Source organism: Ureibacillus thermosphaericus, from assembly GCF_012396605.1.
Lineage (GTDB): Bacteria > Bacillota > Bacilli > Bacillales_A > Planococcaceae > Ureibacillus > Ureibacillus thermosphaericus.
This window is the reverse complement of record NZ_JAAXPW010000016.1, coordinates 15,743-37,922: the sequence shown is the minus strand read 5'-3', so window position 1 is coordinate 37,922 and position 22,180 is coordinate 15,743. Positions and strand designations below refer to the sequence as shown.

Annotated in this window: 28 protein-coding genes and 1 other annotated feature; of the genes, 26 read left to right on the top strand and 2 right to left on the bottom strand. The window is 36.5% G+C overall.

Translation table 11 applies throughout. The features are described from left to right. Positions 1–48: 48 nt before the first annotated feature. From HF990_RS08070 to HF990_RS07990, 17 genes are all read left to right on the top strand, one after another. Positions 49–636, top strand: a complete 588-nt coding sequence (locus HF990_RS08070) for a Maf family protein (protein WP_016838419.1) — start codon at positions 49–51, stop codon at positions 634–636. Positions 637–651: 15 nt separating this feature from the next. Beyond that, the gene (radC, locus tag HF990_RS08065; RefSeq protein WP_016838418.1) at positions 652–1,350 is read left to right on the top strand and encodes a RadC family protein; all 699 of its coding nucleotides are present in this window, start codon (positions 652–654) and stop codon (positions 1,348–1,350) included. A 351-nt stretch (positions 1,351–1,701) separates the two neighbouring features. Beyond that, on the top strand, positions 1,702–2,721 hold the full coding sequence (locus HF990_RS08060) for a rod shape-determining protein (RefSeq protein WP_016838416.1): 1,020 nt from the start codon (positions 1,702–1,704) through the stop codon (positions 2,719–2,721). Between the two features lie 12 nt (positions 2,722–2,733). Continuing rightward, positions 2,734–3,648, top strand: a complete 915-nt coding sequence (mreC, locus tag HF990_RS08055; protein ID WP_096551349.1) for a rod shape-determining protein MreC — start codon at positions 2,734–2,736, stop codon at positions 3,646–3,648. Continuing rightward, a complete protein-coding gene (mreD, locus tag HF990_RS08050; RefSeq protein WP_016838414.1) occupies positions 3,648–4,175 on the top strand; it encodes a rod shape-determining protein MreD in 528 nt (175 codons plus the stop codon). The genes mreC and mreD overlap by 1 nt, the downstream gene beginning before the upstream one ends. Before the next feature lie 28 nt (positions 4,176–4,203). Beyond that, positions 4,204–4,869: a septum site-determining protein MinC gene (locus tag HF990_RS08045; RefSeq protein WP_168412387.1), complete on the top strand. Its 666-nt coding sequence runs from the start codon at positions 4,204–4,206 to the stop codon at positions 4,867–4,869. A gap of 1 nt (position 4,870) precedes the next feature. After that, positions 4,871–5,668, top strand: a complete 798-nt coding sequence (gene minD / locus HF990_RS08040; RefSeq protein WP_016838412.1) for a septum site-determining protein MinD — start codon at positions 4,871–4,873, stop codon at positions 5,666–5,668. Between the two features lie 211 nt (positions 5,669–5,879). Beyond that, complete coding sequence (locus tag HF990_RS08035) at positions 5,880–6,431, top strand: peptidoglycan DD-metalloendopeptidase family protein (protein WP_026019083.1); 552 nt, start codon at positions 5,880–5,882, stop codon at positions 6,429–6,431. Further along, a complete protein-coding gene (locus HF990_RS08030; protein ID WP_247595861.1) occupies positions 6,404–7,042 on the top strand; it encodes a M50 family metallopeptidase in 639 nt (212 codons plus the stop codon). Before HF990_RS08035 ends, HF990_RS08030 begins: the two co-directional genes overlap by 28 nt. Positions 7,043–7,085: 43 nt before the next feature. Beyond that, positions 7,086–7,163 (top strand) — a sequence feature (ribosomal protein L21 leader region). A 12-nt stretch (positions 7,164–7,175) separates the two neighbouring features. Continuing rightward, positions 7,176–7,484, top strand: a complete 309-nt coding sequence (gene rplU, locus HF990_RS08025) for a 50S ribosomal protein L21 (RefSeq protein WP_016838408.1) — start codon at positions 7,176–7,178, stop codon at positions 7,482–7,484. Between the two features lie 11 nt (positions 7,485–7,495). Further along, on the top strand, positions 7,496–7,852 hold the full coding sequence (locus HF990_RS08020) for a ribosomal-processing cysteine protease Prp (protein ID WP_016838407.1): 357 nt from the start codon (positions 7,496–7,498) through the stop codon (positions 7,850–7,852). A 5-nt stretch (positions 7,853–7,857) separates the two neighbouring features. Beyond that, positions 7,858–8,148 carry a 50S ribosomal protein L27 gene (gene rpmA, locus HF990_RS08015; protein ID WP_026019082.1) on the top strand — a complete coding sequence of 97 codons (291 nt, stop codon included), beginning with the start codon at positions 7,858–7,860 and terminating at the stop codon, positions 8,146–8,148. A gap of 138 nt (positions 8,149–8,286) precedes the next feature. Next, positions 8,287–8,808, top strand: a complete 522-nt coding sequence (locus tag HF990_RS08010; protein ID WP_016838405.1) for a Spo0B domain-containing protein — start codon at positions 8,287–8,289, stop codon at positions 8,806–8,808. A gap of 4 nt (positions 8,809–8,812) precedes the next feature. Continuing rightward, complete coding sequence (obgE, locus tag HF990_RS08005) at positions 8,813–10,099, top strand: GTPase ObgE (RefSeq protein ID WP_168412386.1); 1,287 nt, start codon at positions 8,813–8,815, stop codon at positions 10,097–10,099. Between the two features lie 14 nt (positions 10,100–10,113). Then, on the top strand, positions 10,114–10,569 hold the full coding sequence (locus HF990_RS08000) for an ACT domain-containing protein (protein ID WP_016838403.1): 456 nt from the start codon (positions 10,114–10,116) through the stop codon (positions 10,567–10,569). Positions 10,570–10,616: 47 nt separating this feature from the next. After that, entirely contained in the window at positions 10,617–11,492 is an 876-nt protein-coding gene (gene pheA / locus HF990_RS07995) for a prephenate dehydratase (protein ID WP_016838402.1), read from the top strand. A gap of 2 nt (positions 11,493–11,494) precedes the next feature. After that, positions 11,495–11,884: a thiol-disulfide oxidoreductase DCC family protein gene (locus HF990_RS07990; protein ID WP_311733635.1), complete on the top strand. Its 390-nt coding sequence runs from the start codon at positions 11,495–11,497 to the stop codon at positions 11,882–11,884. A gap of 100 nt (positions 11,885–11,984) precedes the next feature. Here the strand turns inward: HF990_RS07990 and HF990_RS07985 are convergent, their stop codons facing one another. After that, positions 11,985–12,515 carry a transcription repressor NadR gene (locus HF990_RS07985; RefSeq protein WP_168412385.1) on the bottom strand — a complete coding sequence of 177 codons (531 nt, stop codon included), beginning with the start codon at positions 12,513–12,515 and terminating at the stop codon, positions 11,985–11,987. Between the two features lie 135 nt (positions 12,516–12,650). On the opposite strand from HF990_RS07985, the gene safA reads away from it, so the two are divergent. From safA to HF990_RS07945, 8 genes are all read left to right on the top strand, one after another. Further along, a complete protein-coding gene (safA, locus tag HF990_RS15225) occupies positions 12,651–13,940 on the top strand; it encodes a LysM peptidoglycan-binding domain-containing protein (RefSeq protein ID WP_210730778.1) in 1,290 nt (429 codons plus the stop codon). Next, on the top strand, positions 13,941–14,801 hold the full coding sequence (locus HF990_RS07975; RefSeq protein WP_168412383.1) for a phosphotransferase: 861 nt from the start codon (positions 13,941–13,943) through the stop codon (positions 14,799–14,801). Positions 14,802–14,918: 117 nt separating this feature from the next. After that, positions 14,919–15,539, top strand: a complete 621-nt coding sequence (gene ruvA / locus HF990_RS07970; protein WP_016838397.1) for a Holliday junction branch migration protein RuvA — start codon at positions 14,919–14,921, stop codon at positions 15,537–15,539. Between the two features lie 15 nt (positions 15,540–15,554). Beyond that, a complete protein-coding gene (gene ruvB / locus HF990_RS07965; RefSeq protein ID WP_168412382.1) occupies positions 15,555–16,559 on the top strand; it encodes a Holliday junction branch migration DNA helicase RuvB in 1,005 nt (334 codons plus the stop codon). Between the two features lie 13 nt (positions 16,560–16,572). Further along, positions 16,573–17,610 carry a tRNA preQ1(34) S-adenosylmethionine ribosyltransferase-isomerase QueA gene (queA, locus tag HF990_RS07960; protein WP_016838395.1) on the top strand — a complete coding sequence of 346 codons (1,038 nt, stop codon included), beginning with the start codon at positions 16,573–16,575 and terminating at the stop codon, positions 17,608–17,610. A 53-nt stretch (positions 17,611–17,663) separates the two neighbouring features. Beyond that, a complete protein-coding gene (gene tgt, locus HF990_RS07955; RefSeq protein ID WP_016838394.1) occupies positions 17,664–18,809 on the top strand; it encodes a tRNA guanosine(34) transglycosylase Tgt in 1,146 nt (381 codons plus the stop codon). A 122-nt stretch (positions 18,810–18,931) separates the two neighbouring features. Further along, on the top strand, positions 18,932–19,192 hold the full coding sequence (yajC, locus tag HF990_RS07950) for a preprotein translocase subunit YajC (protein WP_016838393.1): 261 nt from the start codon (positions 18,932–18,934) through the stop codon (positions 19,190–19,192). 229 nt (positions 19,193–19,421) lie between these two features. Further along, positions 19,422–20,072, top strand: a complete 651-nt coding sequence (locus HF990_RS07945) for a DUF421 domain-containing protein (protein WP_016838392.1) — start codon at positions 19,422–19,424, stop codon at positions 20,070–20,072. Here HF990_RS07945 and HF990_RS07940 read toward each other — a convergent pair. Continuing rightward, a complete protein-coding gene (locus HF990_RS07940; RefSeq protein ID WP_168412381.1) occupies positions 20,043–21,560 on the bottom strand; it encodes a putative polysaccharide biosynthesis protein in 1,518 nt (505 codons plus the stop codon). The two genes, HF990_RS07945 and HF990_RS07940, sit on opposite strands and share 30 nt — an antisense overlap. A gap of 94 nt (positions 21,561–21,654) precedes the next feature. Between HF990_RS07940 and HF990_RS07935 the strand changes: the two genes are divergently transcribed. Continuing rightward, on the top strand, positions 21,655–21,984 hold the full coding sequence (locus tag HF990_RS07935; RefSeq protein WP_016838390.1) for a post-transcriptional regulator: 330 nt from the start codon (positions 21,655–21,657) through the stop codon (positions 21,982–21,984). The last annotated feature ends 196 nt before the right edge of the window (positions 21,985–22,180 follow it).

Here is a 22,180-nt window from a genome sequence, read left to right as displayed (position 1 = left end):
TTTTCAAAATCCCATTCCTAGGCTATATTATGTATAGGAGGAATGGAAATGAAATTTAGAACAAGTCATCAACTCGTTTTAGCGTCAGCCTCACCAAGAAGAAAAGAATTATTTGCAAAGCTAGGAGTCCCTTTTGAAATAATGGCGAGCAGCGTGGAAGAGACTTCAGTGCAAGCGAGGGACTTCAAAGATTATGTTCAAAAAGTGGCACTATTAAAAACGCAAGATGTTGCAAGTCATTGCCCTGGAAAAACAATTATTGGTGCAGATACTATCGTTGTGTTCAATGACGAGCTTCTTCACAAGCCAAAAACAAAGGAAGAAGCGATTCGCCATTTAGAAAAACTCTCATCGAATCGCCATCAAGTGATGACTGCTGTGGCTATCATAACAAAAGATCGGCAAGCGGAATCCTTTGTAGAAGTAACCGACGTATATTTTAAAAACCTGCCGAAACCGATGATTGAAATGTATGTTCAAACAAATGACCCTTTCGATAAAGCTGGTGGTTATGGGATTCAAACAGCTGGTGCATTATTTATCGACCGAATAGAAGGTGATTATAATACGGTTGTTGGACTTCCGATTGCATCCCTATTTGAAAAAATGATGGAATTAAAAATTATCGAACTATAGGGGGTATGTGATGAGATGTCCATCGGCACTTTTCCTGATTTGATGATACGCGATTTACATATCGATGATCGTCCGAGGGAAAGGCTAATAAAACAGGGGCCGCAGAGCTTATCAAACCAAGAACTGATTGCTATCTTATTGAGAACGGGAACGAAGCAAGAGTCGGTCTTATCATTGGCAAATCGTGTGCTCAATTATTTTGAAAAATTACATGAATTAAAACATGCTACGTTGGAAGAAATTGTATCAATAAAAGGAATTGGTCAAGCGAAAGCGGTGCAATTATTGGCAGCAATTGAGCTAGGTAGAAGACTATCTCAAAAGCAAATGGATTCACGCTTTACGATTCGCTCACCAAAAGATGCCGCATCTTTTTTGATGCCTGAAATAGGTTCTTTACAACAAGAGCATTTTGTAGCATTGTATTTAAATGTGAAAAATCAGGTGATTCATAAGCAAACGATTTTCATTGGAAGCTTGAATTCGTCCATCGTCCATCCACGTGAAATATTTAAAGAAGCTGTGAAACGTTCAGCTGCTTCAATTATTTGTGCCCACAACCATCCGAGTGGGAATGCAACACCAAGTCCCGAAGATATTGAAGTGACAAAAAGGCTTCAGGAAGCGGGATTTATAATTGGAATAGAACTAATTGATCATGTCATTATTGGTGATCATCAATACGTTAGTTTAAAAGAGCAAGGTTATATTTAATTCATAAGTCAAATATGACAGGTTGATTCCAAAAAAGTCGAAAGTCCCCCATTTTTTTGGATTTTCGGCTTTTTTCGTGACGATTTCATTTCAACGAACCTGTTTTCGTAAAGTTCGTCTAATAAAAGGTGGATTTGTAATGAGATTGTAATTTCAAATAATGTTTTTTTCATTGTTTCAATCACTATTTCACAATACAATGATAAATGCGAAAATTATATGTGTTGCATGAAAAGCGGGTAAAAACTATTTGTAACACTATAATTTTTCGACATTATCCGCTATAATAAAACTTATGATTTTGGACAGTCTTAGAGAAAGAAAGGCGTAAATAGAAAGGAAGTACAAAACTTGTTTGGATTAGGACAAAAAGATGTAGGTATAGACCTTGGTACAGCGAATACTTTAGTTTTTGTTAAAGGAAAAGGAATTGTGTTACGTGAACCATCTGTTGTGGCGAAAAATACAAAAACAGGTGATATAGTTGCAGTCGGAAATGATGCGAAAAATATGATTGGTCGTACACCTGGCTCCATAGTAGCTATTCGACCAATGAAAGATGGTGTTATTGCAGATTTCGATATTACGACTGCGATGATTCAATATTATTTAAAGCAGGCGTTGAAAAATTCTGGCTCAAATTGGAAAAAGCCAAATGTGATGATTTGTGTACCATATGGTATTACTTCTGTTGAACAGCGAGCAGTTATTGATGCAGCTCGCCAAGCAGGAGCAAAAGAAGCCTTTACAATTGAAGAGCCATTTGCAGCTGCCATCGGAGCAGAACTTCCAGTTTGGGATCCAACTGGTTCTATGGTAGTTGATATAGGAGGAGGAACAACGGAGGTTGCCGTTATTTCCTTAGGTGGCATCGTGACAAGCGAATCTGTTCGAATTGCTGGGGATGCAATGGATCAAGCAATCATAAGCTATATCCGTAAAACATATAACTTAACGATTGGAGAAAGAACAGCGGAACAGATTAAGATGGAAATCGGTACAGCACGTGTTGATGAAATGGATGAAAAGATGGAAATTCGTGGCCGAGATTTATTGACAGGGTTACCGAAAACAATTGAAATTTCAGCTAGTGAAATTTCTGAATCATTAAAAGAAGCCATTGCAGCTATAATTGATGGCGTGAAGAAAACATTAGAAAAAACCCCACCAGAACTTTCTGCAGACGTCATGGAACGAGGAATCGTTCTTACAGGTGGTGGAGCGCTCTTAAAAAATCTTGATAAAGTAATAAGTGACGAGACAAAAATGCCTGTATTTATTGCTGAAAATCCGTTAGATTGTGTTGCGTTAGGTACAGGAAAAGCGTTAGAACATATTGATTTAATTCGATCTCAGCAGTTGAAAAAATAAGGGGGGATAGCAATGCCACATTTTTCGAACAAAAAACTCATTATACTTTTAGTTGGTATGATTTTACTTGTGGCATTGATCAGCTTTTCATTACGCGATCGTCAAAATGCGACTCTCCCCGAACAATTCATTAAAGATTCAGTTGGCTTAGCACAAAGTGTTGTTGCTAAGCCAGCTAATTACATAACAGGTATCTTTTATAATATTCAATCATTATTAAATACTTATGAAGAAAACCAGCGCTTGAAAATGAGGTTGGAAGATTTTGCAGTTTTACAGGCAGAAGTAAATACTTTAAAGTCGGAAAACGAACAATTGCGGGAACTATTGGAAAAAAAAGATAGCTTACGAGATTACGATCCGCTTCGTGCAACAGTCATTGCAAGAAATCCTGATCAGTGGGAAGAAAAAATTATTATCAATAAAGGCTCTTCCCATGGTGTAAAGCAAAACATGGCGGTTATGACGACTAAAGGATTAATTGGTAAAATAAGCTTAGTTACTCCTTTTACTTCTGAAGTGGAATTATTGTATACAAACAATCCAAATTTCCGAGTTTCAGCAATGGTTCAAGGTGAAAAAGTGGTCGCTTTTGGCTTAATTGAAGGATATGACGAAGAGCGTAATGAATTAATATTAAAAAGAATTGATTCCAGTATAGAAATTAGTGTAGGTGAAAAAGTTGTTACTTCAGGTTTAGGAGGTATTTTCCCAAAAGGAATACTCATTGGAGAAATTACAGAAGTGACAACGGAAGACTTTGGTTTAACGAAAATGGCATATATACGTCCATCTGCTGATTTTTCAATGTTAGAAGAAGTCATTATTGCAAAGCGTAGTGCAACGGTCATCGACGGTTCTGATGGTGATGGAACAAATGCAGACTTAACAAATAATACGGGCATACCGGGTGAGGGTGAAGAATAATGTGGATCCGCTTAACGATTCCCTTTATTGCAATTGTATTATTTTTATTAGAACCTGAATTCGCATTGTTCTCACCGATTGAATGGAACGGGGAGATAATTTATTTAGTTCCTCGTTTTCTTATACTTTATTTAATTTTTATTTCTATTTATTACAGTCGCAAACGTGCGGTAACGTACGGTTTGTTTTTTGGACTCTTGTACGATGTGTTTTACATTGATATCATTGGTTTATACACTGTGTTGTACCCACTGGTATGCTATACAGCTGGTTGGTCTGTAAAATATATCCACCAACATTTAAGTATTACGACAATTCTGTCAGTAGTTTTAGTTGCATTGATGGAACTTATTTTATACTATTTCTTCCATTTTATTCAATTTACCACTTTGCCTTTTAAAGAGTTTTTATTGATTCGATTAATCCCTTCAATTCTAGCTAATTTACTCTACTTAATTATGCTTGGTTGGGCATTTAAATATTTAATAGATGCGCGAGTATTGCAAAAAGCTCGCGAACTATCTTAATTTTAATCAAGCGAGAGGTGTCACTCTTATGAAAAAACAGCTTGTCCATATGAAAGGGACAAAAGACGGTTTAGTGCTTCGGCTTGATGATCAGTGCGCCTACGCAGAACTGGTTGAAGAACTTGAGAAAAAAGTATCAGAAGGTGGAATTGATGGTAGAGTGAATGTCTCTCTCGATATAGGCTATCGCTACCTTCTTGAACATCAAAAACAAGAAATAATTAAAATTATTGAGCAACCTGGTAAAATGGTCGTATCGAAAGTGTTTAGCAATGTCATTACAGTGGATGAAAACAATGCAAAAATTAAAGAAAATCAATGTGATACATATGTAGGCATTGTTCGTTCAGGACAAGTCATTCAAGCGCCAGGTGATATTATTATTGTTGGCGATGTCAATCCAAATGGAAAAATTGAAGCTGGTGGTAATATATTCGTATTGGGAAAATTAAAAGGCATCGCTCATGCAGGGATTGACGGAAATCGTGAGGCCATTGTAGCTGCTTCATGGTTCGAACCAACTCATGTTTACATAGCAGATGTGATTGAAGTGATGTCGAATGAAAAACCAATTATAAAAGAACATGCAGAGCAATTATTTGCATATATAAATAAAAATGGAAATATTTCATATGATCGATTACAAGAAGTGCGAAATATACGACCATTACTAAACACAAAAGGAGGTAGCTAATGTGGGGGAAGCTATTGTAATAACTTCAGGTAAAGGCGGAGTTGGCAAAACGACAACAACAGCTAACCTAGGTACTGCTCTAGCACTTCAAGGGAAAAAAGTATGCTTAGTGGATACGGATATTGGCCTCAGAAATTTAGACCTTGTTCTTGGTTTAGACAATCGCATCATCTACGATTTAGTAGATGTGGTTGAAGGGCGTTGCAAAATTCATCAAGCTTTAGTAAAAGACAAACGTGTAGACGATAAATTATTTTTACTGCCAGCTGCCCAAACAACTGATAAGAATGCCGTGACACCTGAGCAAATGAAAAGTTTAATTGAAGAATTAAAACGAGAATTTGAATATGTTTTAATTGATTGTCCTGCAGGGATAGAGCAAGGTTATCGCAATGCTGTAGCTGGTGCGGATAGCGCTATTGTTGTTACAACTCCAGAAATTTCGGCAGTGCGTGATGCAGATCGAATTATCGGTTTACTCGAACAAGAGCAAATTGATCCTCCGAAGCTTATCATTAACCGAGTTCGAAAAGATTTAATGAACCAAGGTGATGCAATGGATATCAATGAAATTACAACGCATTTATCCATTGATTTATTAGGAATTATAATCGATTGTGAGGACGTTATTGCTTCTTCAAATAAAGGTGAACCAATCGTGATGGATCCAAATAATAAAGCTTCATTGGGATATCGTAACATCGCTAGAAGAATTTTAGGAGAATCGGTTCCATTGATGACGCTTGAAGAACAGCATAAAGGAGTATTTAGAAAATTAATTTCAATCTTTTCAAAATAATACAGAGGAGAAAAAAGACTGTACAAAAAGGGTTCTGAAGCTTTGTTGATAGCAATTTAAATTGATTTCCGCAAAGTCGAGAAAGAATCAACAACGTATGTTAACTTTTTGAGCAGTCTTATTATTCATCCCTTTATTCTCATTTTTCAACATATAGAATCGTATTTTCATATTTTTCATATACTAAGGAAAAATGAGAATGGATGAGGGTATGAACAAAAAATGGAAATGGATCGCTTCATTTTTGCTTTGTACCGGTGTGCTGATTGGTAACTTCTTACATGAAACGGGAAGAATCTCCATTGATGTGAAAAAAATTGTATATAGTTCTGAAGATTTAACGTTCATGAGAAATGTTTTAAGGGAGATATTTGATAAGAAAGCACATGACACGATTGCTGTTTCCTCAGAGCCTATTAATCAAGAATTATTAACATTTGTACAAGTTAAGCCATACTTCAAAGGGTACTTATTTACCTACGAAGAATCGGTACCCTTAATTGCGATTGATCATGGTCTAGTCGTATATACGGGATATTCAAAAGATACGGGGAAAACGATTTCAGTATATTATGAGGATGATACGACTGTGACTTATGGAAATGTGGATTCTTTTTCATTGTTGCCTTACACATCTATTGAAAGGGGAGGCACAATCGGGAAAAAAGAGCCAGGGGATTTGTACATTCAAGTAGAGAAGGATGGGAACATTCTTAATTTAGAAGAAACATTACTATGGATGAAAGAGCATATGCGACCATGATGCGTATGACGATTCATCCATTATTTTTACCCCTTTTATTTGGCATGATACTTTATGGAAATGTTTCCTATTATGCACTTATTCTAACTTCATTATTAATTCACGAATTTGGACATATTCTAATAGCTTGGCTGTTAGGGGTAAAAGTCAAGCGATGTGTAATCATGCCGTATGGTGGGGAAATTGAACTTGAAGGTGGCTACTCGTTGTCGCCTCACAAGCAACTCCTTATTAGCTTAGGAGGACCTGTCGCTACATTTTGTTGTATGTTGATGGCTCCTTTTCTAGATCCTTTATTGGCCAAGCCTTTTATTAAAATTCAAATCGTTTTATTGTGCATCAATTTAATACCTGTATGGCCTCTCGATGGAGGAAGAATTGTTTTCGCGCTTATTTTACTTTTTTGTAAAAAAGCGAAAGTATATGAATTGTTTTTAGCAATCTCTTTCATACTAATTACGTTGACGGTAATCATTACATTTATTCTGTTGCCAAAAACACTATTTTTATTTGTTCTTAGTATTTTCTTATGGTTTCATATCATACAAGAATGGCGTTATCGAAAATACCGAATCGCCTTTGAAAAATATGTATTGAATCGATTGACTTAACACATTCAGTATGATAACATTTCATATGTTATTGTTTGTAGCACCTGTGCTACAACCGCTCTGGAAAGGTTATAAAGTATCATGATGATCACCTTTCTTACAGGCGAGTCTTAGACTAGAGGAGGTGCAAGTAATGTACGCTATTATCGAAACTGGTGGAAAACAGTATAAAGTTGAAGCTGGACAAGAAATTTACGTAGAAAAATTAGGTGTTGAGCCAAACGAGGTAGTAACTTTCGATAAAGTTCTTTTCGTTGGTGGCGAAACAGTGAAAGTTGGTACTCCAACTGTTGAAGGCGCAACTGTAACAGCGAAAGTTGTGAAAGAAGGCCGTGGTAAAAAAATCACTGTTTTCAAATACAAACCTAAGAAAAACTATCGTCGTAAACAAGGTCACCGTCAACCTTATACTAAATTAGTAATTGAATCAATCAACGCATAAGAGGTGACCGGATGATTACGGTAACCCTACATCACGACGAAAATCGCCGTGTATCTGCCTTTGAATTTTCTGGACATGCTGAATACGATGAATCAGGGAAAGATTTAGTATGTGCAGGTGCATCGACCATTGCGATTGGTACGGTCAATGCTATTTATGCACTATTAAATATTGAACCGAAAATCGAGCAGGCAAATGAAGGTGGAGGCTACTTAAAAGTAGACTTGCCAACGGATATAGATTCAGAAGTAGATGAAAAATTACAATTGATTGTGCAAGTAATGACTGCACAAGTTTATTCAATGGTACAAAATTACGGTCAATATATCCAAATCAACTACAGGCAAGTAGGAGGTGGAACACAATGAAATTATTGTTATCATTAGACCTTCAATTTTTCGCTTCTAAAAAAGGGGTAGGTTCTACTAAGAACGGTCGTGACTCTGAAGCAAAACGCCTTGGTGCAAAACGTGCGGATGGTCAATTTGTAACTGGTGGTTCAATTCTTTACCGTCAACGCGGTACAAGAATTTACCCAGGTGCTAACGTAGGCCGCGGTGGAGACGACACACTTTACGCTAAAATTGACGGAATTGTACGCTTCGAACGTATGGGACGCGATAAGAAAAAAGTAAGTGTATACCCTGTTGCACAAGAAGCATAATTTGATTGATTATGAAAGGACTGCAAATGCAGTCCTTTTTTCTATCTAAAAAAACTCCTTCCAATAGAAGAAATATAAAGAAAAAATTGCTATACTTAAATAGGTATTGCCGAGCATTATTGTATGGGAGTGGGGAAATTGACTAAGCTAACTGTAAATGAAATATTAAGAGCAGCTAATCATGATTTTATTAATCAGTTGCAATTAATTAAAATGCACTTAGATTTAAACCGAATTGATGACGCAAAAAAGATTATAGAAAATTACTGTAATCATTATAAATCATTATCAATTTTAAATAGATTAAATTGTCCTAAAACCGTTGAATGGATTCAAACTTTTCATTATCGATTTCCCTCAATTGAATTAAAGTTAAAAATAGATGTGACGACTGCTCCAAAGGTGAAAAAAGATGAAGAAACTGTAGAATACTTAGAAAAGACGATTCAACATGTTTATCCTCATTTAGATCCATACAGTGAACAAGAGTTGTTGCTTACGATTGAATCCAAAGAGGAAATCTTACGAATCACCTTTGATTTACATGGAAAATGGAATATTGAACCTTTTAGCTCGGAGAAATATAGTAACAATTTGGACATTACCACTGAAAAAGAATCCATAAATGATTGGAAATATGTTTTAACCTTTAAGGAGTGAAATTATGTTTGTAGATCACGTAAAAATATATGTTAAGGGCGGAGATGGCGGAGATGGAATGGTTGCCTTTCGCCGTGAAAAATATGTACCGTATGGTGGTCCAGCTGGTGGAGACGGCGGAAATGGTGGCAATGTCGTCTTTGAAGTGGATGAAGGATTACGTACATTAATGGATTTCCGCTATAACCGCCATTTTAAAGCACCCCGAGGCGAAAATGGTATGAGCAAAGGGATGCATGGAAAAAATGCAAAAGATTTAATTGTAAAAGTTCCACCTGGAACGGTAGTGATCAATGAAGAAACTGGAAACGTCATTGCGGATTTAGTTGAACATGGACAACGCGCTATTATTGCAAAAGGGGGCAGAGGTGGCCGAGGAAATATGCGCTTTGCCACACCAGCAAATCCTGCACCTGAACTTTCAGAAAAAGGAGAACCTGGGCAAGAATTAAATGTTATATTGGAATTGAAAGTATTAGCAGATGTTGGACTTGTAGGATTCCCTAGCGTTGGGAAATCGACACTGCTTTCCGTTGTTTCCGCAGCAAAGCCAAAAATCGGTGCCTATCATTTTACAACGATTGTTCCAAATCTAGGAGTAGTTGAAACAGATGATGGTCGCAGCTTTGTCATGGCAGATTTACCGGGCTTAATTGAAGGAGCCCACCAAGGTGTGGGGTTAGGGATGCAATTCTTGCGCCATATTGAGCGAACTAGAGTAATTGTGCATGTTATCGATATGTCTGGAATGGAAGGACGCGATCCATTCGAGGATTATGTGACGATAAATGAGGAGTTAAAACAATACAATTTACGCCTTACAGAACGACCTCAAATTGTCGTAGCGAACAAAATGGACATGCCTTGTGCAGAAGAAAATTTAGTTGAATTTAAGAAGAAAATTGGCGACGACATAAAAGTGTTTCCAATTTCAGCGATTTCGCGAAAAGGGCTTAAACCATTATTACATGAAATTGCAGATCTATTAGAAGTAACTCCTCACTTTGAACTGCATGATATAGTTGAAGAAAGTGATGCAACTGTTTTATATAAACACGAGGCGAAAGAGCAAGAATTTGAAATTACTCGAGATGATGATGGAGCATATGTGCTTAGTGGATATACAATTGAAAGATTATTTAAAATGACTGACTTCAGCCGTGATGAATCGATTCGTCGATTTGCAAGACAGCTTCGTCATTTAGGAGTGGATGATGCATTAAGAGAACGAGGTGCAAAGGACGGAGATACAGTACGCATTTTAGATTATGAATTCGAATTTGTGGAATAGTAGGGGGGATGGTGATGAAAAATGTTGCTGAACAACGCTATTATTTAGTGCGGGAAGACGTGCTCACCGATGCCATGCAAAAAACATTAGAGGCAAAGCGATTGTTGGAGACAGGAAAGGTCAACTCCATATGGGATGCGGTAAGGCAAGTGGATCTTTCTAGAAGTGCCTTCTATAAATATCGGGATGCTGTCTTTCCCTTTCACTCCATCGTAAAAGAAAGAATTTTAACGATGATTATTCAGTTGCAAGACCAAAAAGGAACATTAGCAAAAGTATTGGAAATTATTACTGAAGCTCATTGCAATATATTAACCATTCATCAAACCATTCCGATTCAAGGTCGTGCCAATGTTACCCTATCACTAGACGTTACAAGTATGATGATGGACTTAAATGAATTAATCAAAAAAATGAATGAGTTAGAATTTGTCGAGTCTGCTGAAGTGATAAGCTCGGGGGCATTATAACTCATTCTTTAAAATAAGCCATTTATTGATTGATGGGAGGCTTAATGGTGACAAACAATGAATGGAAGTACCGGATTGCCTATTTAGGACCGGAAGCTTCATTTACGTACTTAGCAACAAATTCACTTTTCCCGAATGAATGGAACATTGCTTATCGAACGATTCCAGAGTGCATTGACGCAGTAACAAATGATTTAGTGGATTATGCGGTTGTACCCTTGGAAAATGCTTTAGAAGGCAGTGTACCACTAACAATTGATTATTTATTTCATGAAGCAAATTTATATATCATCGGGGAAATTAAATTAAAAATTCAACAGCATTTAATGGTCAATAAAGCGCAAAAAGATAATTGGGAAAAACTAGAGGGTATTTATTCCCATTCACATGCTTTAGCTCAGTGCCATAAATATTTATTTTATCGTTTTAGCCATGTTCCGTTGCATCAAACTACCTCCACTGCGCAGGCGGCAAAAATGGTCGCTGAGAATCCAGATAAATGTATTGCAGCAATCGGCAATGCGTCTTCTGCTGAAAAGTATGGATTGGAAATTGTGGAACACAATATTCATGACTTCCATTTTAACCATACTCGATTTGTTGTATTATCAAAGCACAATACTCGTTTACCAATCGAAAAATCAGATGGTCAACCGAAAACGACGCTAATGTTGACGTTGCCTCAAGATGTTGTTTCCGGAGCGTTGCATCAAGTGCTCTCGGTTTTTGCCTGGAGAAAATTGAACTTGAGCAAAATTGAATCACGACCACTAAAAACGGGATTAGGAAACTATTTCTTTATTATTGATGTGCTTGCAGATGAAAGTGAACCGATGATGAGAGGAGCCTTTGAGGAGTTACATGCTCTTGGCTGTAAAGTGAAATCACTCGGAACTTATTATACATATAATGCATCGGAGTGATCATGTTGAAGTCAATCATCTTATTTGACGGTGAGTGTAACTTTTGCAGTCGAAGTGTTCATTTTATCATGAAACGAGACCCTCAAAAAAAATTTCAGTTTGCATCTCTACAAAGTGAAGTAGGAAAATTGTTATGTAATCAGTATCAAGTTCCAAAAGATTTAAATAGCATGATTTTAATTGAAAATCAACGTTATTATGCGAAATCATCGGCCGTATTGCGCATTTCTCTAGGGCTAGAAGGGTTTTGGAAAGTTTTTTCTATATTGATGATATTCCCACCTATTCTTCGGGATACAGTTTACGATTTTATTGCAAAACATCGTTATATTTTTGGAAAAAATCAATCTTGTAAAATACCAAATAAAGAAGATATGGAAAGATTCTTATAAACATAAACAGGCTGGTAGAAAGTAATATTGTTTTCTAACCAGCCTTAATTCTTAATAATTGTTCTGCCTATTACTTTTCCTTCAACAATTTTTTAAAGAACTATTCTTCTATCAAATACCCCTTTTCACGCAGCCTTTTTTCGGCTTCTTCAATTTGTTCTTTTGTCGGCGCTGAAATGACATGTAAATGGGTTCCTTGCGTTAAGACAGAAAGGTAAGTTGCATTTGTTTCCTTCACTTTTTGAAGAAACTTTTCTACGTCAATGCGGGATGATAACATCATCGAAGCTGTAATTTCTCCATACACCGGATGTTCAACAATTACATTTTTTACTGTTACCCCACAATCTACAATCGTCAACAATTCATCTTCTGTTTCTTTAGCATTATGTATACAAACAATTTTTTTTTCAAATAAAGCCGTTGTATCGTCTTGATTCATATATAAATATCCTTGGCTTGTTGCAATAATCGGTTCATTTCGCGCTTTTAATAAATTCATGTCGTTAACAATCACTTGTCGACTAACATTTGCATATTTTGCTAATTGTGTACCTGTAATGGGCTCTTTTGAATTCTTTAGGATATTTAGCAATTCATTTCTCCGTTCTTCACCAAGCATTTTTTTCATACAATCACACCTTCTAATAAAATAATGTGTATACGGATAAGCCTGTTAAACATAGTTTAACACGAGGAGTAGTAAAGGGAATTATTTTTGTGTCTTTTTTGATTCATTGTCATATTATAAAACGAGAAAAGGAGGATGTTTGTGCGAACTCACATTGTTCAAAAAGGAGATACTCTTTGGAAAATTGCTAAGCAATATGGTATCGATTTTGAGGAGTTAAAAAGATTAAATTCACATTTAGCAAATCCAGATTATATTGTGCCTGGTATGGAAATTATTTTACCAGATGATCATTCAACTCGGAAACATTCGTATGGACATAAAGAAATGCCAGATAAAGCAAAAACGATTGAAACACCGCCAAAAGATAAAAAAGTAGAGATTCCGCCGAAAGCGAAACCAATCGAAACACCACCGAAAAAACAACCAGTAGAAAAAGAAATGAAATTGCCTGAAATTCCTCCAACACCACCAGTACCACAAATTGTTCCGATGCCGATTCAACAAATGCATCCACACGAAAAGACAGAATTCCACTTTGATTTTTCACCACATCTGAATATTCAACGACACATGCAACATCCACAAATAATGCCAATCCCACAACCAGTTATGCCACAGCCGATATTCATCAAAATTCCACAACCAGAAGGAATGAAAGAAGAAAAGGAAAAAGAGAAGGAAAAAGTAGTAGAGAAAGAATATGTACCGGTTCCTCAAACTCACATTGAATATGTTCCGGTGCCACAACCTATTTATATTCCATGCATGCCGCAACATCCTTGCAACTGTAAACCGCACAAAGTAGAGCGTTGCGGTTGTAGAGAAGCGCAAGACCATATGCAACATCATGCTCAACCATATTTCACAAACCAACATATGTTGCCGCCATGCCCTGAATATCCAATGCATTATGGAATGGATTATCAACAAATGATGCCGTATGGAATGGATTATTCACAAGGTATGCCATACTCCGGTCAACCAGCTCCGGATATGCAATACAGTTATCCGTACGAAGCAGGAATGTATGACGGAAGCGAAGCAGAAAATCCTATGATGACACAAATGGCAACAGAATATCATACAACTCAGAATGATGATACAGATTGGCTCTTTGAATCTACTTCACAAGATGAGCAAAAAGAAGGGGAAAAAACATTGAGTCAGGATTATAATAGCCAAATGCAAGAAGGACATCAGGACTACAATGTTTTTGAACAAGCAACAATGCCATCATACGACTATTATCAAATGCCACAAGGTTATCATCCTATGAATCAAGGGATGTATCCACCGATGTTTCAATCTATGCCACAATCAATGTATCCACAAATGGATCAAGGATTCGACCCAAGTATGCAGCAATATTATCCACCGAGAATGAATCCTTGTGCACCACATTTTAAACCGTGGTCATACTAAATGCAAATTAAAAATAATATATGGAAGCAACATGCAGGTAACGAAACACTATTCATAAAAAAATATGATCAATTTCATGTATTTGAAAAAGTAGCGCTAATTCATGAAGAATTAGAAAAAATTCAGTTTCCTTATATCATTCCATTAAAAAAATCAGAAGAGCCTTATTTGCTTGTTCAAAGTTGGCAAAAGAATAGTTATAGCGCGGATTTTTCCAAGACAAAACATAGAAAGAAAGCAGTGAAAATACTAAAGGCATTACATGAAACGAATGAACAGATTGAATGGAGCCATTATTCTGTCATTCCAAAACAGAAACTCATTCAAAAATGGAATGCTAGACTTGAACGGTTTTTATTGCAAGAAAATGAGCTGGTAAAATATTTGCGTCATCAATATTACGATATTGTTCTCTATGCGAATAAAGCGTTAAAAAAGATACGTCAAAACCCAGGTTCTTTTCCAACAAAGATGACATTGCTACATGGCGATGTTGTGCACCACAATTTTTTAATGACAAGAGATGGATTGAAATTAATTGATTTTGATTTAGCGGTTGTTGGCGATGCGGCGGAAGAGATGATTTTATGGATGCACCGGGCACTACCAAATGTAGATTATGATATTGAAACATTATTAAATGAAAATAAATATTTAAGGGAAATTTGTCTTTCAAAATTACATTACTTGCAATACCCTAATGAACTGTTAAGAGAATGGCAATATGTCTTGCATCTAGGTGATTATGAGAAAGATGCTTTCTTAGAATATATAATGCCATTTACAGAAAAGGCGTTAAGGCATTGGCCTGAACTGATGGCAACAACTGATAAAATTCAAGAAATGTTTGAAGTAGGATAAAATACGAGATTATGTTAATATAAAATAGAATAGTAAATAGTTGACCGTCATAAAAGACGGTCTTTCTTTTGTTTCAATAATGTGTTTATACCAACACTCCGAATGTGAGGAATGAAAATGTACGATTATATCATCGGACAAGTGACGCGCATTACACCTGAATATGTCGTCTTAGAACAGAGCGGGATTGGATACGCAATCATCACACCGAATCCGTTTGCTTTTCGTGTGAATGAAGAAAAACAAAGAGTATTTGTACATATGCATGTAAGAGAAGATGCTCAGCAATTGTATGGTTTTAAAACGATAGAAGAACGAGAATTATTTAAAAAACTTATACAAGTTTCCGGTATCGGTCCAAAGAGTGCGTTATCAATTCTTGCAAGTGGAAATCCTTCGCATGTTATTACAGCCATTGAAATGGAAGATGAAAAGTATTTAGTTAAATTTCCTGGTGTCGGGAAGAAGACTGCTAGACAAATGATTCTAGATTTAAAAGGGAAACTTGGTTCGCTCCTTGAGCATGTGGAACTTCCAAGTGCTGAAGATGAATTGCCGCTATTTGGTGTGAATCCATATCAACATGAATTAGAAGAAGCAATGTTGGCTCTTCATGCACTCGGATATTCCGAAAAAGAATTAGAGAAAATTAAGCCTTTATTAAGTGAAAAGGAAGATTTACAAACGACGGAAAATTATATGAAATATGCATTAAAACTTTTGTTAACGACAAAGTAACAAGGAGGGCGGCAAGTGAATCGAATCGTTTCAAGTGAAGCAAATGAATTGGATAACCAAATTGAATTATCTTTGAGACCTGAAAGGCTTTCTCAATATATCGGGCAGCATCAAGTAAAAGATAACTTAAAGATCTTTATTGAAGCGGCAAAATTCCGACAAGAATCGTTAGACCATGTGTTGCTATACGGTCCGCCAGGATTGGGAAAAACCACTCTAGCTAATGTGATCGCAAATGAACTGGATGTAAACATTCGGCTTACAAGTGGGCCTGCAATTGAACGACCAGGAGATTTAGCGGCTATTGTTAGTTCACTAGAGCCTGGGGATGTCCTCTTTATAGATGAAATTCATCGCCTTTCCCGATCAATTGAAGAAGTGCTGTATCCAGCGATGGAAGATTTTTGCCTTGATATCGTCGTTGGGAAAGGGCATGACGCCCGCTCTATTCGATTGGACTTGCCGCCTTTTACATTAGTAGGAGCTACAACAAGGGTAGGTTCTTTATCAGCTCCTTTACGAGATCGTTTTGGTGTATTATTAAGACTTGATTATTATGATGAACATTCATTAATTGAAATTGTAAAAAGAAGTAGTAAACTGTTTGAAGTAGAGATTGATGACAGAGCTGCAGAGGAAATTGCAAGGCGTTCTCGCGGAACTCCTCGTATTGCTAATCGCTTGTTGAAGCGGGTAAGAGACTATGCACAAGTGATAGGGGATGGAATGATAACCCTTGATCTTGCGAAACAAGCTCTTGAATTACTTCAAGTGGATCGATACGGTTTAGATCAAATCGACCATAAATTGCTACGAAGTATGATTGTACAATTTAATGGTGGACCCGTTGGATTAGATACATTAGCGGCTTCCATCGGAGAAGAACGCATCACGATAGAAGATGTGTACGAGCCATATTTAATGCAAATCGGATTTATTCAACGTACGCCACGAGGACGTGTGGCGACAAAATTAGCTTTTGAACATCTTGGTTATACTTATTACGATGAAACAAAGTAAAAGGAAGTTATGTATGAAAATTGAAGAATTTGATTTCAACTTACCAGAAGAATTGATTGCTCAAACACCACTAAAAGATCGTGCAGCAAGTAGATTGCTGATCGTAAATCCTTTTTCAAAAGAAATTGAACATCATCAATTTCCTCATATTGTAGATGAGCTTAATGCGGGTGATTGTCTTGTATTGAATGATACCCGTGTAATGCCGGCTCGACTTTTTGGCATAAAAGAAGAAACGGGAGCTCATATCGAAGTTTTATTGTTAAAACAATTGGAAAAGAATAGATGGGAGACATTAGTCAAACCTGCAAAGAGGGTAAAAATAGGCACGACAATTTCTTTTGGCGATGGACTGTTGCGTGCGACTTGTACGGACGTTCTTGATCATGGTGGACGAATATTTGAGTTTAGTTACGAGGGCATTTTTTATGAAGTGTTAGAAAAATTAGGTGAAATGCCACTACCACCATATATTCATGAAAAATTGGAAGATAGAGAGCGTTATCAAACAGTTTATGCAAAAGAAATTGGCTCTGCAGCAGCTCCAACAGCAGGACTTCATTTCACTGAAGAAATTCTTGAAAAAATTCGCAATAAAGGGGTTGAAATTGTCTTTATTACCCTTCATGTTGGTCTTGGAACATTCAGACCTGTAAGCAGTGAAACAATCGAAGAACATGAAATGCATTCAGAGTTTTATAGCATTAGTGAAAGTGCTGCTGAAACGATTAATCGAGTGAAAGAACAAGGTGGCAATGTCATAGCAGTCGGTACTACATCTACAAGAACCCTTGAGACTGTCGCTTCCAAATATGATGGCAAAATCAAAGCGGAACAAGGATGGACAGATATATTTATTTATCCAGGCTATGAATTTAAATGTATTGATGGTTTAATTACGAATTTCCATTTACCTAAATCAACTTTAGTAATGCTTGTGAGTGCATTGGCTGGAAAAGAGACGATTTTCCATGCCTATAGTGAAGCGATTAAAGAACGATATCGATTCTTTAGTTTTGGTGATGCGATGTTTATTCGGCCAAAAGCATAACACTCAACAATCGAAGTACTGTTTATACTTTAGATGAAGAGAGGAATTTACAAATGACACAACCTGCAATTCGATATGAACATATCAAAACATGTAAACAATCAGGAGCAAGGCTAGGAATTGTCCATACGCCACACGGTTCCTTTGAAACACCAGCATTCATGCCCGTTGGAACACAAGCAACGGTGAAAACGATGTCACCTGAAGAGTTAAAAGAGATGGGCGCGGGCATAATTTTATCCAACACGTATCATTTATGGCTCAGACCTGGTAACGAAATCGTAAAAGAAGCGGGCGGCTTGCACCAATTCATGAATTGGGATCGCCCTATATTAACCGATTCAGGTGGATTCCAAGTATTTTCGTTAAGCGACCTTCGAAAAATTGAAGAAGAAGGAGTTTATTTCCGGAACCATTTAAACGGAGATAAGCTATTTTTAAGCCCTGAAAAATCCATTCAAATTCAAAACGATTTAGGAGCGGACATCATCATGGCGTTCGATGAATGTCCACCATATCCAGCAACTTATGAATATATGTTGCAGAGCGTGGATCGAACAACACGTTGGGCGAAACGATGCAAAGAAGCACACCAGCGTCCAGAAGAACAAGGGTTATTTGGTATTGTGCAAGGTGGGGAATTTGAAGACTTAAGAAAACGATCTGCGGAAGCTCTTATAGAATTGGATTTCCCTGGATATGCTGTAGGTGGATTATCCGTAGGTGAACCAAAAGATGTGATGTACCGAGTATTAGAATTTACAACACCGCTACTTCCTGAAAATAAACCACGCTATTTAATGGGGGTAGGTTCACCGGATGCTTTAATTGAAGGGGCAATCCGAGGTATTGATATGTTCGACTGCGTATTGCCAACGAGAATTGCTCGAAACGGAACGCTAATGACTTCGCAAGGCCGTCTTGTTATTAAAAACGCTCAATATGCGAAAGATTTTGGACCACTTGATCCAAACTGTGACTGTTATACATGTAAAAATTACTCAAGAGCTTATATTCGTCATTTAATTCGAACTGGAGAAATTTTTGGATTAAGACTGACAACGTACCACAACCTTTATTTCTTATTGAGATTGATGGAACAAGTAAGACAAGCAATTAGAGAAGATCGATTGCTTGATTTCCGCAATGAATTTTTTGAGCAATATGGATTTAATAAACCAAATGCGAAAAACTTTTAAGCAAAGAAGCAAACTTTGAATAATTTAAGAAATTTTTCTAATAAAATAGAAAATAAAATCGATTTTTACCTTCGTTTTATACTATACTTATGAGGTGAGAGATAGAAAGGGGGATATACTGGATGCAAACATTATATAACTTATTACCAATCATTATCATGTTTGTTGCAATGTGGTTTATTTTAGTTCGTCCTGCTCAAAAACGACAAAAAGCGACACAAGAAATGCAAAATAATTTAAAGCGTGGAGATAAAGTCGTAACAATCGGTGGACTTCACGGTGAAGTAGATGCTTTAGAAGATTCTGCTGTATATCTTCTAGTTGATGGCAAAACTCGCTTAAAATTTGAGCGTCAAGCAATTGGACGAGTTATCAACGATTAATCCATAGACAACGAATAAAAGGGGGCGTCTGAAAAGTCATTTCAAGACGCCCCCTTTGCGACGAGGTTGGTGACATTTTGATGTGACCACCGCAGGAGCAAAGTTTTTAAGAGAGTATTACTAGTAAGGAGTAGGGCTGTTCAGAAAGTGATTGACTTTCTGGACAGCCCTTTTTTTGTATAGTTGACAATCGCTTGGCCAACAATAGGAAAGAAAGGATGTGGGATGTATGGAAGTGTATTTACAAATTCTTTTCAGAACGGTCTTTTTATATTTGCTCGTGCTTGTCGTTTTTCGCCTCATGGGTAAAAGGGAAGTAGGCGAACTAAGCATTATGGATTTAGTGGTATTTGTGCTCATTGCTGAATGTGTTGCTTTTGCTTTAGATGATTTAGATAAACCGTTATTTGAAAATGTTTTTCCAATTCTTATTTTGCTCGCCATCCAGTATTTAAATTCGTTGATTGCATTAAAAAGTAAGAAAATCCGTGATTTAATTGATGGAGATCCATCGATAATTGTGGAAGATGGTGTTATTAATCAAGAAGAAATGAGAAAGCAACGATATAATTTAGACGATTTATTTCAACAAATGCGTGAAGAACGCATTCCTTCCGTACAGCAAATTAAATATGCATTTCTTGAACCGTCTGGTAGACTATCGATTTTCTTAAAAGATGATGACCCGCTCATCTTTCCACTGATTGTTGATGGATATATAATAGATCGGCATCTAAAATTCCTTGAAAAAGATAGAGAATGGCTGTTGGAAAACTTAAAAAAGAAGGGCTATGAAAAGCCGGAAGACATTTTTTATTGTTGTTATGAAAATTACGATTTGCACGTACAATTAAAGTCGACGAATAAGAATGGAACGTAAAAATCGAAAATCGCTCCATTTTAATTGATTTGTTACTAGTAGAAAGATTGTTAAAACAATAATGGTTAAAGCACTATTTGTCCAAAAATTAAAGGAAATTTTACTGAAAATATAACTTTGAATAATACAAGTAAGAATAAAAATCACATAAGGAATTGCAAAGAATCGGAAACCGGAACTAATCATTTTGTGCGCCCGTAGTGTTGCCATATGTAAAAAAGATGTTACTAATACACCAAATCCAATTGCGATAATTGCACCATATTCTTGAATAAATGGTTGAGATGCTAGTACAAACATGACGAATAATTTCCCGATTCCGCCATAAATGGAGTTCATCATGGCAGGTTTTGCTTCATCCATTGCTTGCAAAATGGAGTGTAGAGGGCTTTGGATATAATAAAAATAGAAAATTGGAGCTAAAATTTTCATAAATCCACGGTTCTCCTCTAAGTGAAAGAGCCGCATAGCAAGTTCATCACCGTGCAAAAAGAAATATGTCGCAGCGTAGGCACCAATGATGGATGAAAGGCGTAAACTTATTCCGATGCGATTATTCAGTAACCTTGTATTACTCCTTGCTACAGCATCGCTCACTGCTGGAATTAAAACGATCGCTAAAGCATTAGGAATAAAAGAAGGGAATAATAATAACGGTACATGTACACCAGAAATAATTCCGTATAAAGTCGTTGCTCCTGCAGCTGTCAATCCTGCAATGGTTAATGCCTTCAAAAAGACGATTGGTTCCAAAAACCATGTGAATGTGCCAAACAATCTGCTTCCTGCACTTGGAACGGCAATACGCAGTAAAGGCATTGCCGGATATGGTTTTTGTGAGGAGGGTTTTTTTAGTTTTTTCTTTTTCATGAAATAATGAATGTATAAATAAATAAACGAAATAAATTCACCAACTGCAGTAATTGCCATTGCATATGCAGCCGTTAATTCAGGGTTGTCCGGCACAACGAAAAATGGCAATGCTAAAGAGATTAAAACGATGCGTACCAGCTGTTCGATCATTTGGGACCAGGCTGTTGCTGAAATGATGGCAATACCTTGTAAGTATCCTCGAATTAAACCGGAAAATACAATAATTGGTACAGCCCCTAACGCAATATATAGCGTAATTTTTGTTCCTTTATTATGTAATAGCGTTTCTGCCAAATATGGAATAAATAATATAAGAATCGGTGTAAATAAGATAATGGATAAAATTGACCATCTAAATGCTGTTTTCATGACGGAATGAAGTTGTCCAATTTGGCGTTTTGCATATAGTTCTGCAATTACTTTCGCTACAGCAATAGGGATGCCTAGCTGTAATACTGAAACGAAGAATATATACGCTGGATAGGCAGTCATATAAACTCCAACAGCTTCTTCGCCAGCTACCCTCATAAATTGCATTCTATAAATAAAACCGAATAGTTTTGACAAAAAAATGACAACTGTGAGAAAAATAGTTCCTCTAACAAATGATGCCATCCATACAATCCCTTCTCAATTATTCTATTATTCGTTACAATATTTGTATGCTTTCCTAAAAACAGTTAATACAGAACGATGGAGTGATTTGCCTATGGTCGAACATGAGCGCTTATTTTCAAAAGTTTTGCCTGTGCTTAAGAGCAAATTAGAAGAAATGAACTTAAACGGGTATGAAGGTATTACGATTGAAGAAATTTGGAATTATTGTCTTCAAAAAAAGTGGCGAAAGAAAAATTTGGATGAAATTCGAATTCATGAAGCCGTATCAACAATTTTTTCATTAAAAGCTTCAGAAATCGTGAATTATTTGCAAATCCAACAATTCCAAAGCACAAATTGGTTTTCTGAAGTAAATCAAGAAGAATTGAGAGAATTATTAAATCCTACAAATAATAACAATTCTGACAAAGAAAATGTATAGATTCGGTTTGACAGGTTGACTTTCGTGTTTCATAATTAGTTTGTTACATAAGAAAAGGAAAGGTATATTTTTGCAATAATTTCGATTGAGCTTATCCACTCCAAGTTTATTCTTCATTTGGTGGAAATATCACGAAAAAAATTTCGGAGTACTAATTCAAGAGATTATTGTAAAGATATGCTTGCACGTGTTTATG

Bases quoted from the DNA above. Each gene is read 5' to 3' on its own strand.
- HF990_RS07935 (WP_016838390.1), top strand. From the start codon at position 21,655: ATGGTCGAACATGAGCGCTTATTTTCAAAAGTTTTGCCTGTGCTTAAG.
- mreD (WP_016838414.1), top strand. From the start codon at position 3,648: ATGTGGATCCGCTTAACGATTCCCTTTATTGCAATTGTATTATTTTTA.
- HF990_RS08070 (WP_016838419.1), top strand. From the start codon at position 49: ATGAAATTTAGAACAAGTCATCAACTCGTTTTAGCGTCAGCCTCACCA.
- HF990_RS07990 (WP_311733635.1), top strand. From the start codon at position 11,495: ATGTTGAAGTCAATCATCTTATTTGACGGTGAGTGTAACTTTTGCAGT.
- HF990_RS08030 (WP_247595861.1), top strand. From the start codon at position 6,404: ATGGATGAAAGAGCATATGCGACCATGATGCGTATGACGATTCATCCA.
- ruvA (WP_016838397.1), top strand. From the start codon at position 14,919: ATGTACGATTATATCATCGGACAAGTGACGCGCATTACACCTGAATAT.
- HF990_RS07940 (WP_168412381.1), bottom strand. From the start codon at position 21,560: ATGGCATCATTTGTTAGAGGAACTATTTTTCTCACAGTTGTCATTTTT.
- HF990_RS08035 (WP_026019083.1), top strand. From the start codon at position 5,880: ATGAACAAAAAATGGAAATGGATCGCTTCATTTTTGCTTTGTACCGGT.
- HF990_RS08000 (WP_016838403.1), top strand. From the start codon at position 10,114: ATGAAAAATGTTGCTGAACAACGCTATTATTTAGTGCGGGAAGACGTG.
- HF990_RS08020 (WP_016838407.1), top strand. From the start codon at position 7,496: ATGATTACGGTAACCCTACATCACGACGAAAATCGCCGTGTATCTGCC.
- rplU (WP_016838408.1), top strand. From the start codon at position 7,176: ATGTACGCTATTATCGAAACTGGTGGAAAACAGTATAAAGTTGAAGCT.
- tgt (WP_016838394.1), top strand. From the start codon at position 17,664: ATGACACAACCTGCAATTCGATATGAACATATCAAAACATGTAAACAA.
- safA (WP_210730778.1), top strand. From the start codon at position 12,651: ATGTTTGTGCGAACTCACATTGTTCAAAAAGGAGATACTCTTTGGAAA.
- radC (WP_016838418.1), top strand. From the start codon at position 652: ATGTCCATCGGCACTTTTCCTGATTTGATGATACGCGATTTACATATC.
- queA (WP_016838395.1), top strand. From the start codon at position 16,573: ATGAAAATTGAAGAATTTGATTTCAACTTACCAGAAGAATTGATTGCT.
- HF990_RS07945 (WP_016838392.1), top strand. From the start codon at position 19,422: ATGGAAGTGTATTTACAAATTCTTTTCAGAACGGTCTTTTTATATTTG.
- obgE (WP_168412386.1), top strand. From the start codon at position 8,813: ATGTTTGTAGATCACGTAAAAATATATGTTAAGGGCGGAGATGGCGGA.
- yajC (WP_016838393.1), top strand. From the start codon at position 18,932: ATGCAAACATTATATAACTTATTACCAATCATTATCATGTTTGTTGCA.
- HF990_RS08045 (WP_168412387.1), top strand. From the start codon at position 4,204: ATGAAAAAACAGCTTGTCCATATGAAAGGGACAAAAGACGGTTTAGTG.
- HF990_RS07975 (WP_168412383.1), top strand. From the start codon at position 13,941: ATGCAAATTAAAAATAATATATGGAAGCAACATGCAGGTAACGAAACA.
- HF990_RS07985 (WP_168412385.1), bottom strand. From the start codon at position 12,515: ATGAAAAAAATGCTTGGTGAAGAACGGAGAAATGAATTGCTAAATATC.
- mreC (WP_096551349.1), top strand. From the start codon at position 2,734: ATGCCACATTTTTCGAACAAAAAACTCATTATACTTTTAGTTGGTATG.